Annotated in this window: 8 protein-coding genes and 1 pseudogene; all 9 read right to left on the minus strand. The window is 35.1% G+C overall.

Annotated features, from left to right (window positions below; translation table 11 throughout):
• Positions 1–3 precede the first annotated feature (3 nt).
• The 9 genes and pseudogenes from LN051_RS10850 to LN051_RS10895 all read right to left on the minus strand — a co-directional run bounded on the left by LN051_RS10850 (position 4) and on the right by LN051_RS10895 (position 12367).
• Positions 4–1677, minus strand: coding sequence for a T7SS effector LXG polymorphic toxin (locus tag LN051_RS10850; RefSeq protein ID WP_229292516.1), 1674 nt, complete (start codon positions 1675–1677; stop codon positions 4–6).
• Positions 1678–1688: 11 nt separating this feature from the next.
• A complete protein-coding gene (locus LN051_RS10855; protein ID WP_229292517.1) occupies positions 1689–2084 on the minus strand; it encodes a YwqH-like family protein in 396 nt (131 codons plus the stop codon).
• 10 nt (positions 2085–2094) lie between these two features.
• Positions 2095–2370 (minus strand): DUF5344 family protein, encoded by a 276-nt coding sequence (locus LN051_RS10860; protein ID WP_229292518.1) that lies wholly within the window; start codon positions 2368–2370, stop codon positions 2095–2097.
• Positions 2371–2375: 5 nt separating this feature from the next.
• Positions 2376–6803, minus strand: coding sequence for a type VII secretion protein EssC (essC, locus tag LN051_RS10865; RefSeq protein WP_229292519.1), 4428 nt, complete (start codon positions 6801–6803; stop codon positions 2376–2378).
• Between the two features lie 23 nt (positions 6804–6826).
• Entirely contained in the window at positions 6827–8143 is a 1317-nt protein-coding gene (gene essB / locus LN051_RS10870; protein WP_274704564.1) for a type VII secretion protein EssB, read from the minus strand.
• Positions 8144–8155: 12 nt separating this feature from the next.
• The gene (locus LN051_RS10875; protein WP_229292520.1) at positions 8156–8398 is read right to left on the minus strand and encodes an EsaB/YukD family protein; all 243 of its coding nucleotides are present in this window, start codon (positions 8396–8398) and stop codon (positions 8156–8158) included.
• Positions 8385–8822, minus strand: coding sequence for a type VII secretion protein EssA (essA, locus tag LN051_RS10880; protein WP_229292521.1), 438 nt, complete (start codon positions 8820–8822; stop codon positions 8385–8387). The genes LN051_RS10875 and essA overlap by 14 nt, the downstream gene beginning before the upstream one ends.
• Positions 8822–11875: pseudogene (gene esaA, locus LN051_RS11535) on the minus strand (type VII secretion protein EsaA). Before esaA ends, essA begins: the two are co-directional and overlap by 1 nt.
• Before the next feature lie 198 nt (positions 11876–12073).
• Positions 12074–12367: a WXG100 family type VII secretion target gene (locus tag LN051_RS10895; protein ID WP_229292524.1), complete on the minus strand. Its 294-nt coding sequence runs from the start codon at positions 12365–12367 to the stop codon at positions 12074–12076.
• Positions 12368–12520 lie beyond the last annotated feature (153 nt).

Raw genomic sequence — 12520 nt, forward strand, 5'->3', positions numbered from 1 at the left:
CCTCTAATTAAAAATTGTTTTTAGTCCTTTCGATGCTAAATTCCATCCCGATTTAAAAGTATTCACTTGGGCATCAATACTTTTATTAATACCTTCTTTGGCTAACTCTGTTGCGGATTTATCAAAACCTGGAAGCTTAGCCTCCATGGCTACTCCAACCAAAATGCCTGCTCCAGCGCCTAAAAGTGTTCCCACAACAGGTATCGGTATGGCGGTTCCTATTGCGGCTCCTGCAGCAGCACTCGCACCTATAGCACCTAGGTCCACACCCATACCTACTAGCTTTTCCTGAGTGGATTTTTCATCTAAATTATCCGTAATTGCTGCTGCCACACCTAGCGGTTTGAGTACTTTCCCTCCTAGTTTCATGGAGAGTTGGAATTTCCCTAAAATGTTTTTCGATGAGAAATCGCCTTTCAATCCTTTTACGCCTTCTCCAAGATAATTCTTTACGTTTGTAAGTGGCGTTTTATTAAATTTTAGGTTTTCTTTTTTTAGAATATGATCTCTAAAGTTTTGCGAAGAAAATGTATTTTTAAATTCTGTCGAAGCTGCTTTTTTCATTTCTGCAGTATCAAAAAATTTCCTTGAATCGCCAAACTTATATTGGAAGTTTTTATCTTTCAACTCATTTTTTAAGAGTTCGGAACTTTTACTTTTATAATTTTGGACATTCGTCATCCAATTAACAAGATTACCTTTTTTAAAAGGATTATTTTTTACAAATTCTCCGGAACTTTTTAACAAATTCTTAAGTTTAATATTATCTGCATCTGTATGCATAAACAAGGCCATTTTTTGTAATTGTTTATGAGACATACTATCTATTAATTTATCAACGTTTCTTACACTCATAAACTTATTGTAGCCAGCAATTACGTCTCCATTACCTATTGCTTTCAAAGCCAATAATTCTCGTCCAGCTTGTTTGAATGCTTTTACGGCCTTTCTAGATTTAGATGGTACCCTATTCATATAATCACTATTTTTTTCTAGAAATTCTTGAAATTTGACGAGTTCTTCTCTTGTTTTATGGTGTAGTATGGCACGTTCTATCTTTTTAGAAGTACTCTTTATTGTCGAACGATTGGCCGGCAAGCCTTTTTTAACGTACGATGTTAAGCCTTTAAGTTCTGTAATAGCATTATTGGTAATGTCACCATCAATCGAATTCAGCGCATCAAAATCTTCCAACTTCTCAAGTGTGGTGTTGATATAGTCTTTAAAAGTATTTTTATCATTTATTAAATTTTCATAGCTTATCTTTTTAGCTGTCGTTAACCCTCCCGCATATTCAATATTAACATTGGCATACTCAACACTTTCTTTCATACTGGCAACTTTTTTAATGATATCGGTTTTATATTTTTCTATTTCATCTTCAACCAATATTGCTTCTTCGTGGTTATCTACGGATTCACTGAATTTATTAATGGATTTCGAGATATCTTGGACAAAATTTTGGTTTGTATTCTTAAACTTTTCAATTGTTTGATTGTGAAACGTATTTGTGTAATCTTTGATGTTTGTTGCGGTAGCCCCTTCAAATTGCTTTGTTTCTATCAATTTAGACATACTACCTTTTAAAGACTCTAAATCACTGTTCGTTTTACTCAATTCTTTCGTAATTGCATCTTTCATATTATGAACTTCTCTCATATCTACCTTGACGCTCATTTTTCCACCCCCTATACTAACGCTGATTCTAACGTTGCAATTATACCGCTTACCATTGTCCTTTCAGCATTGGCTACTTGAATTTCAAATTTTTTATTCATAATATCTTCTTCTAATCGATCTATTGCGTCTTGAAATTTTTTATCAATTTCTTCAGCGGTTTTCTCTAAGTCTTCACGATGTTTATCACTTTTATTTTTCGTTTGTCCCTTCCAATGGCTTGTCGATATTTCTGTTTTATTACAATCATCCATAGTTGTTTTAAAATCTTTATGATGTTCTTGTACCTTTTCCAAAACCCATTCTAAAGTACTTAAATCCTTTTTTAATTTATTAATTTTACCATCTAAAGTACCTAAAAGGGTTTTTTTCAACGACAATTGTCCGAGAATGTCAGCTTTTCCCATCCTTTCACCCCTAATCTAGCTTGTTAATTTGATTGGCATTATCTTGGTCATTTTTTACAATAGCTTGCACTGCCCCCAACATCGCCTCTGCATCTTGTGTGACAATACTTTTATAGTTATCAAAAGCTGCCTTATAGTTTGTAAACATATCCTTATATTCTGTAAATGTAATCAAGTTTGTTTTACTTAAATTCACTTCACTATCAGAAACAGTCAAACTGTTGGCTTTTGTTTTCATATTATTAATTAACGCTGTGACGTCTGTCTCGCCCAACTTTATTACCATATGCTTCACTCCATTAGCATTAGTTTTTGATACTCTTGATTTTTCACTAAATAACTTTCTTTTGATTTAAGTTCAGGTTCTCCATATTGGTTTTTCACAGGTAAAAACTCTTGCTCGGAAATTTTGTGACTTATAATAGCTTGGTTAACAATACGTGTCATCATTTTGCTTTGTTTATCAAAAGCACCGATAGTATCTGTGTATAAACCACTTGCGATAATGATGATGTTATAAGTAGGTGCTTCATTAAACAGTCGACGAATTTCATCCTCTGTAACTCCAGTAGACTGAACGAAACGTTTAATATTGTTAATAAATACAACCTTTTTATCTTCGCTCGAGCGTTGTCCGGATTTTCTGGCCTCGATTTCTTGATTAAATCCACTACGAATCATAGCCAAATCGGATGCACTAGAATAATAAGATGTCACTTTATTAGAGAATTTTTCCATATTTTCGTCTGCATCTACTAAAATAACGGTTTCTTGCTTTTTATATAGCTCTAAATAATCAATGATTAATTCGTTTAAATAATCTTGTTCAATAGGCTTAATCGCCGTCACGATACTTGGCATATTTAAATCTAAGCTTACAAGTTTGACATTTTCAAAATCCAATCCTAATGGAATTTGATGTGATTTCGTTACAATATCTTCTAAATTATATGCTTTTTCTAATTCTGTACGCAATACTTTTTCAGGCATCATTGGAATGCCTTCTGGTGTCTCACCTACAAAGTTTTCTTTCATCACTGCAATTTCATTTTGAATTTGATCGTTATAAGACAGATCGTCTTCAGGTTTAAATGGCATTGCGATTTGGAATTGCGTCGTATTATCATCGTTAATCACTGCGCGTCCTTTAACATCTTTCACGCCCTTTTTATACGAACCAATAACGTTGGTAATCTCACTGTTCTCAAAAAGATATAGTGCGATTTTAGTTTTAATGTTCGTGTAGATAGGAGTACGAATACTGCTCGTATTAGAACCTGTTAATACAAGGTAAATACCTAAGGCAAGACCTTCACGTGTCAATTTCATCATCATTGCTTCAAAGCTTTCTTGATATGCTGTTTCTTTAATCGTGTCATAGTTGTCAATCATGATAAATATGTTTGGTACCGTGTTGCCTGTGTACTGATGATACTGATCAATGTTGACGACACGATGCTCACTTAATAGCTTTTTACGTTCACTAATCGCTTCATGAATACGTTTAAGTGCTTTTTCGATTTTTTGTTCTTGATCTGCCGTAAAGTAATCTGCTACATGTGGCACATCTACCATAGGCATTAGGCCGTTCGTCCCAAAGTCAAATAAATACATGTGCGCTTGGTCTGGTCGATAGTGACGTGCAATATCGAAAATAACATTGTGTAAAAATGTCGAACGTCCATACCCTGGGCTACCAATTACTGCAACATGACCTGCTTGATTTAATTTAAGTTCTAGTGGCCCTTGATATTGGTCTTCTGGAACATCTTTTAACCCAAGTGTGAGCGTGACAGGTTTTAACGTTTCTGACCATAGTTGCTGGAATGCGGTCTCTGTTAGCTCACTCTGATAGACATTGCTAGGTAGCGGCGGAAGCCAAGGTCGTTTGACACGCGGTACTTTTAAAGTATCTGTGACATCTTGCAAATGGCGAATGACCGCTTCGAGCTCTGTCTCATTTGATGTAGCCACCACTTCTTCTAATCCACTCAAATCTTTATTAATCGCTTCGAGCTGTCCATAGTCATTAATCAAATAAACGGTTTGATCTTCTGATTCAGCGTGCGCTCCTGTTTGATCATAAGTGCCACCACTATAAGCTGATTGGAACAATTCATAGATTTCATTATTACCAACCTGTAGGTAGGCACGGCCTGGTAATGTAATGTCCGCAGCATCCGGTGTTTTTAAAATTTCATTACTGTCTTGCTTGTCTTGTACTTTCAACGCCAATTTAAATTTGGAGTTCGACCAAATTTGATCGTCTACGACCCCGGATGGTTTTTGTGTAGCAAGAATCAAATGTATGCCGAGTGAACGACCGATACGCGCCGTAGAAACTAACTCTTTCATAAACTCTGGTTGTTCCGATTTCAATTCCGCAAACTCATCCGAAATAATGAATAAATGTGGCATGGGGTCCTTTGCGATACCTTCTTTAAATAGTTTGTGATAATGATTAATATGATTGACATCATGCTCACCAAACAAACGTTGACGTCGTCGAAGTTCGGCTTTAATTGATGTCAATGCACGCATGGCTTCATCTCCATCAAGGTTCGTAATCGTCCCTACAAGATGCGCTAAATCTTTAAATAAGTTCGCCATACCTCCACCTTTGTAGTCGATAAGTAAAAATGCGACTTCATGTGGATGAAAGTTAACTGCCAAAGATAAGATATAAGATTGAATAATTTCAGACTTACCTGAACCGGTCGTCCCTGCAACTAGCCCGTGCGGACCATGTGCTTTCTCGTGTAAGTTCAAATATAAAATATCATCTTTCCCTCTTACCCCTAGTGGTACTGCCATTGTTTTGTAAGTTTCGTTTTCACGCCAACGTTTTTGAACGTTAAGTTCTTCTACAGCTTCCACTTGATACATTTGTAAAAATGTAATGCTTTCAGGAATAGCATTTTTCATTTGTTCGACGTGATTTAAATTAGCTAAGCGACGTGCAATATACCCTTTATCAACACCATTCGACGCAACCGGTGTGAATGGAATTTGGACGAGCTCACCTTTTTTCATCAACAATTCGCCTTCATTTGCACTCTTAATGTCAACAATCGTTTTAACATGTTCCGGAAGACTTTCCACGACATCTTCTACAAAAATAAGCGAAATACCATAAGGCGTTAAATCTTGATTAATGTATTCTAAAATGACATGGTCTAATACCCGTGCCATATCGGTAATCACAAACACTAAATGTGGCGTAAACAAAGTTTGTTCCCCTTGTTGTTGCTCTCTAACAAGTTGCACGCGTGCTTTAATCATCGTATAAACAGACGTTAAAATTTGATCACGCGTACGTTGGTTATACACAAAGCTACGAATATTTTGTTGACGTAAATTCATATGCGGTAACCATCTCGTCCACTTAAACGACGGATACTCGTGCTCATCCATAACGATTAAAAATTCAATTTCATGGTAACTATGGAACGTCGCAAGTTGTAATAATGTTTGTTCTAGTTGGGCAATAATATGGCGACGTTCTCCAACATAAGCTACTGGACCATGAGTTAAGTCGTTAACTAATGGCGCTTGTTCAAGTTTTTGATAAAAATCATTCAACTTTTTAGCTTCATCAAATAGAAAATCTCGGCGTTGGTTAAATTCTTCTTCGTGGTAATCTACTTCGAAAGACTTTTCAATATCTGCAACACCTAAACGATAATGTAAGAAATCGTGATGATGTACGGTTTTTTCGTAAATTCTTGGCGCTTTTGCCTCTACAATCTCTTGAATTTCATGTAATGTTGGAAAATGAAAATTCAAACTAAAACGTTGTTGATTCATCGATTTATGAATTTGGGAAGTCTTTTCTCTTAAATAGTTAAGATAGGTTTGTTCCCTTTCTTTAACCTCTTTTTTGTAGCGTTTACGTTCAGAAAAATAAGAGGTAATTCCGAATACAATCGTAACCAAACTCATTCCGATCATCATAATGATGTAAATGCCGATAGGACGCACTAAAAAGATAACAACTGTTAATGCGATCATCACTAGTGGTGGAATAATTGAGCGCCATATCGCCGTATTGTTCTTTTGTATAGGTTGTGGTGGTCGCTCAATTTTGATAGGTTCTTTTGGTTCACGATGAATAATGCGCGGCGAACGTTGATAGTCATGATAGTGTGGCTCTGAAGCATTTGGATATGCCACATCCATACGCATTAACTGGCTTTCAACGCGATGTTTCGTGATAAGATGAAACCCTTCTTCTCTTAACTCAATCATCATGCCTTCTAAATAAAGATGGTCACCTATTTCGAGCTGATAAGGCCCTATCGTTTGAAGATCGTAATTGATAAACAATTCGCTATCTGTGTCATACACGAGTTGTACGGATTGTGTTTCTTTAAAAGTATCTGCTCCTTTCACAATCAACGTATTTTGCATCTCAAGCATATATACATCATCGTAAGGGTTCGGACCTATCGTTATAATTGGTTCAGACTTATAGTAAAATGCGTGAATATCGTTATCTGTAAATAGCGTCATGTCAATTTGATTCAATGAAACATGTGATTGTAAAGGGTAGTCATTCGCATACCATGTCCCAGATTGGGTTTGCTTCAACACGATTTCTGATTGCATACCTTTAAAAGTAATGTTGGCATCGGGATGACTACTAATCGTATAGGTTTTCCGTGATTGTAAGTTGAGACATCTCAACTGATTATTGAATCGTATTATCAACTTATTCATAGAAGTTCCTCAGTTCTTATGTGTTAGTTTTTTCTCTCAGCTTCTTGACGCTTTTTACGGTCTTCTTGTGCTTGTTCTTTTTGTTTCTTTTCATTTTCTTCTTGTTGTTTGAGACGTTCGTCATTCTTTTTAGCTGATGCTTCTTGTTCTTTTGCTTTCTCGTCTTTCACTTCTTTTTCTTTATCTAAAATGGCTTGAAGACGATCGTTGTATTTTTTCGTTTCTTCGCTTCGCTTTTCAGATGATAGTTTTGGATTATTTTTAATATCGTTTAACTTGTTGATTAACGCGAGTTTTGTTAAATCGTTATCTTCAAGGTAAGTGCTAATATTAAGGGCCTCATCAATATCCCCTTGTCCTAACACAACCCAATACAATAAGTAATCTTTGTTCGCAGATGGCGTAATATGATTTAATACATTGCTCTTTTTGTCTTTCTCAAGGCCTTGTTTATTCGTTTCAACATAACTTTTAGCATATGCATAAAGTGCTTCTTTATCTAACTTTTTAGCATCGACATTTTCATAGTCATTCAGCACTTGCGTATAGTCTTCTTTTATAAAAGATTGGTACCCCGCTTCAACTTGAGCATCGTGCTTCATTACTGAAAAATACAAATACAATAAAAATGCGATTAAGGCTAACGTGAGCGCTGTTGCAACAATGCCGCCCCATTTGAATAATGCGTGGTATTTCTTTTGGACATACGTATATTGATTTTGATGAATCGTTTGTTGCTTATTATAGTGTTGCTGCAACACCTCTTTTAATGCTTTCAACGTTTTAGCTTGTATGATTTGCTGTTCAAATGGCGTTCCTTTATAAAGGTCTAAATTGCCTTCTACTAAGCTTTCAAATTGAACCTTATCATTAAAAACCTCGATAATTAACGCTTTATAACGTGTTAAAAATTCCTCTTCTGAGTATGGTAGCGGTTCAATAACATTGCGTAGACCTCTTGTCTTTAATAGCGGCAAACCATTTTTCGTAAAGTGCAGTTCATTCGGCTCTAATTGATAGGTATACCTTGTTTGTTGTAATTCTTCTAACTTTGCAATGTTCAACAAATAACGTAGTTTTTCATTAGTCGATAACGTCTTAATTGCATCGTAAGTCACTACATTTTCGTGAACATGATAATTGATTTGAAAACAGTCTTGAAGTTCAGTCACTTCTCCATCTAAAAAGTGCGTCGCCCGTTGTCCTAATAAATACATTAAATGATAATGTTCAGGTTTTACGGCAGATTTTGGTATATCCCTAATATATGCGCGTGTGTCCTGTTTTGTTGTTAAATCCGGTTCTATAGATGTAAATTCGTTTAAATTCTTTTCCGACACTAGTGTAACCTCCTAAATCATTTTTAAAATGTCACCATCAGCGATTTGAAAATCGATTAATCGATCGTTTTCAACGAGTAAGTGATGTTTTGTTGTCACTTTGACATACTTTGGTGGTGTCGTGAGTGTAATATCTAAGCTTTCCATGATTAAAGGGACTAATGTCTTTATTGGTACTAACACTGGTAAGGCTAAATCATATGACCCTTTGTTGTAATGAGTAAAATCAACCGTCACGCGTTTATGTTGTATCATGTTTCTCACGCTTTCTCCATTTAGATATAGTTAATAATGCAAACCCTACAGTAAAAAGAGCCCCTACACTCATCAAAAAGTAGGGCAAGATGTTTTTCTCTTGATCTTGTTGAATGTATGGGGCTTTTGTAGTTGAGGTCTCTTCTTGTTTTTCGAATAATGTTCGTTTTGTATCAGCAACGTGAGAAGGCGGTCGCTGATGCTTATCAAACATAGATTGTTTAATATGTTGTTGATGTTGGTCTTTCTTTTTTTTAATTTCATCATTCAATGCTTTACTTTCTTGATTAAACAATGGGGTATTATACTGATCTAAATCTTTATTAACCCGTTCTTTAGTTTCTTCTTCGACATGAATTTCTAATCCCCCATTATGTGCTGTATTACCAATGATAGACAGCGCCAACAAACTTTCTAGCAACATTAGAATAATCTCACTTTCGTTATAGGTTTAATGACGAGATTGAGTAAAAATGCTGTAATGGCAATGACGCCAAGTAATACCATGACGAATACAACAGATTGTTCGCCGTTCAAGAAATTAAAGAATGCTGCATCGATATACGATAATGGTGATACTTTTCCGATTGTCGTTTGAGTTGGGCTTATGCCAACTTGATTCATCGCAACGAAATAAATGGCTAAGAATGCGAGCATGATGAACATACCTATCGTGCGCAGTTGTCTAAACAAGTACGTATTCATTAGCACAAACGCGCCCATCGTTACGAGAACCATTAATATAAATTTCAAACGATACCCGTCTAAAATATCGAATTGATTCATTGCAACAAGACCAATTATAATGCCTTCAACAGCAGCTATAGCTGAAATTAAAGCTGTGTTAACCACACTATTCCATACTGTGTTGTGCTTTCCGAAATCATTTTTGATGAATTGCAATGCACCTTTTGTATTTTCATAACTGTATATGAAATACGCTGTCATCATCGATAATAAATACATCAACAATACTAAAATACTTGGTGAAATCGTATTTTTCTCATCACTACTTGCCAGTACATTTTCAAGGTTTTTCTTTTGAATTGGGTGACTCATAAACGCTTTTAACGCTTCATTTTGTCTATCGCCTTCTTTAGAATTCTTTAATACTTTCGCAAAGTGATCTGCAAACAATTTATTTTGTTTCGCGTTGTTTGTCATATTTCTATTAATCGCATTCGCGCGATCTCCAAGTGCACGTCCACTCGCATGTAACTGAGCTACATTTCGATCTAATTGGTTCAACTCAGAACTTACAGTGTTCGCTGTCGCCTGAGATTTTTGGCTATCGCTTAATAATTGTGTACTCTTTTCAGAAAGTGTTTGAATATCATCATCTAATTTTGTTGAAAGTGTGACAAACCCGTCTTGTTGCGCTTTATCCACTTCAGGTTTTTCAGGATTTTCTTTTACCTTTTGATGCGTTTCATCTAAAGTTTGAATTAATTTACTTATATCTTTTTGATTATCAAGCAAGCCTTCTTGGCCTTTCATCATTTCAGAAATAAGGTCACTAGACGTTTTATCTAAATTATCGATTTGTTCTAGCAAGGCAGATTTGTCTGTTTTAAAGTCTTTCATGTCCTGAATCACTTCATCGACTAGCATTTCGATAATCGCATCACTGTTAATTTCTGGTGCGTCTGGTGATAAATGCTGACTTTGATAAATTTGGTAATGGTTTGCAAAACGATCTAATGCTCGTAACTGTTCATTAACATCTGCATGAATTAAACGGCCGTCTAAATGATGGTGCATTGAGATATCGACAACGCTCACACCGCTATGTTTGTCTGATGTCGTACCATGGTCTCCTGTTTGATCCGCAGCGCCAAATACAAGTTGTAAATGCATCATTTTATCTTTAAGAAACGCTTTTTCATGCGATTCTCCCGATTTTAATTTAGCTGTACCTTTCACTTCGACATCAAAAGTCTTTTTCGTTGTATCGAGTTTAACGTCTTGATCTTTAATATCATAGTTCTTTCCGTTTACTTTAATCGTACCTTCAAAAGTAAAGTTTTTATCAAGCGCCACTGAGAGTTGGTTAATGTCTTTACTTTTGATTGTTTCTTTACGTTCAATATCCACGCCTTTAGTCTTTAATGATGACGTATCTTCTGCTTTTAAATCATCGTTGTAAGCTTCTTATACAATTGGATTGTCAGGATGTTTACGATTATAACTACGCTTGAAACGATTTAATTGCTTTAAGATTTTCTGATATTCTTCTACTTTTGCATCGCTCAAACCGATTCGTGTTAAATCGCTAGGAGACATATCCGCGATATACATATCATTTTGTTGTGCTGGATCTTTTTGTATCGTAGACAACATACTTTGAACTAATTCATTACGCAGTTGTTTATTTTGATCTTTAATCTGTGAAATCGCATCATTAAGTTCTTCGTTTTCTGAAAGTTGCTTTTTCATAGATTCCGTTAGCTTCTCTTTATATTCTTTAAGCATATCATCTGTAAATGGTGACTCTTGAGACGCCACGTCTTTTTTCACTTCGTCCAGATGTGATTTAAATGCCTCTTCATAAGTGTCTTTTGAAGTTTTACTAGCATCTTGATATTGTTTTAATCCTTCATCTGTAGATTGCAATTGCTGAATATAGCTCTCTAAATCCACACTGTCTTTTTGTGACTGGTACGTATCTAACGTTTTTTCAAAATCTGACAGATATTGGGCAAACGTTTCTTGTTGATCATTTACAAGTTTGGATACCCCTTCGTTAGAAGGTAGTTGAAACGTTTTAGCATCTGAGCTTAATAATGAGCGATTATATTCTTGAATCCATTGTGTAATATCATTATTTGCCGAAATGGAATGTACCATTAAATCGGTAAAAAGCTTTGGAAAATCATTTAATGGATTCACTAAAAAGTTAGTAAATCTTTGATCCACATTGCCTTGACGTGTCATAATGTCATCTACATTTTTTTGCGCATTATGTAAGTTGTCGATAATACTAGATAAATAAATTTGAATTAAACGTTCGTTGAATTGACTTAAAAGATGTCCCACTACTTTTTCAGTTTCTCGTGCAACACTTTCATTTTGGCCGACAGCAGTTTTATATTGTATTGTCATTTGAGAAGGTGATTTTTCATCAAGTTGCATGGCTAATTTTGAAAAGTCCTTTGGAATCACAATCATCACTTGGTATTGTCCGTTTTTCAAACCGTTTTCTGCAACGTGACGTGATACCGTTTCAAAATCATGCGAATCCTCATGAGAAAGCATCTTCACAAAAGGTTTCCCGAGCTCGACTTTGCTGCCGTTATACATCGTCGTTTGATCCTCATTAACAATAGCAATTTTGACATTTTTATTTTCTTTACTCTTATTTGCTTGGTCTATGTTTTCTTTAGTTTCTTTATTTTGCGTCATAATGACTAAGGCTAAAATGACTGATACTAATAGAAAAACTGTTAATGCACCAATAATCCATTTCTTCTTTTTCATTCTTGTTGATCCTCTCATTTTTCCCGCTTAATAAAATAAAAAGTGAGACAAATTTCAAATGTTTTATTTGATCTATGTCTCACTGTAAAAAGCCTTTTAATCCTTTTCCATTATTATGAATTTTTAAAGGCACAAAGTGCGATATGATGCAAAATCTATTGCAGTCATATACACACCATCAACGATGTCTTAACGTAATTAGTGTAAGCCAAAGTTGTTTGATAATTGTTGGTCTTGCTCTTGTACAGCATCAGCTGTGCTATTTAATTGTTGCTTGATTTCTTCTAATAATTGAGCAAACTTTTCAACTTTAGGTGTTAATTGTTGGAATTGCTCTTCAAAGCGATTAAATGCTTGACCTTCCCAGTTTGAAGCAATTTCACCTTGAGCACGTGTCAATTCAGATAAAATTTGTTGAATTTGTTCAGACCCGTTCCCATAAGCTTGTGACTTTGCTCTGATTTCCTCAGGACTCATTTTAATCATTGCCATAATAAATAACCTCCTAGATGTTTTGGTTGAATTACATTGTTGAAAATTAGACGTAAAAAAATTGATTATTTTTTTTATACTCAATCTTCCTATTTAGAATACAAAAATCTATTCTTGATGTAAATAGTTTGTTTTAACTTACTTTAATCTTTT

The organism is Staphylococcus ratti, from assembly GCF_020883535.1.
Taxonomy (GTDB): domain Bacteria; phylum Bacillota; class Bacilli; order Staphylococcales; family Staphylococcaceae; genus Staphylococcus; species Staphylococcus ratti.

Excerpts from the sequence above, each read along its gene's own strand:
- LN051_RS10875 (WP_229292520.1), bottom strand. The coding sequence starts at position 8,398 with ATGATACAACATAAACGCGTGACGGTTGATTTTACTCATTACAACAAA.
- essC (WP_229292519.1), bottom strand. The coding sequence starts at position 6,803 with ATGAATAAGTTGATAATACGATTCAATAATCAGTTGAGATGTCTCAAC.
- LN051_RS10855 (WP_229292517.1), bottom strand. The coding sequence starts at position 2,084 with ATGGGAAAAGCTGACATTCTCGGACAATTGTCGTTGAAAAAAACCCTT.
- LN051_RS10860 (WP_229292518.1), bottom strand. The coding sequence starts at position 2,370 with ATGGTAATAAAGTTGGGCGAGACAGACGTCACAGCGTTAATTAATAAT.
- LN051_RS10850 (WP_229292516.1), bottom strand. The coding sequence starts at position 1,677 with ATGAGCGTCAAGGTAGATATGAGAGAAGTTCATAATATGAAAGATGCA.
- essA (WP_229292521.1), bottom strand. The coding sequence starts at position 8,822 with ATGTTGCTAGAAAGTTTGTTGGCGCTGTCTATCATTGGTAATACAGCA.
- LN051_RS10895 (WP_229292524.1), bottom strand. The coding sequence starts at position 12,367 with ATGGCAATGATTAAAATGAGTCCTGAGGAAATCAGAGCAAAGTCACAA.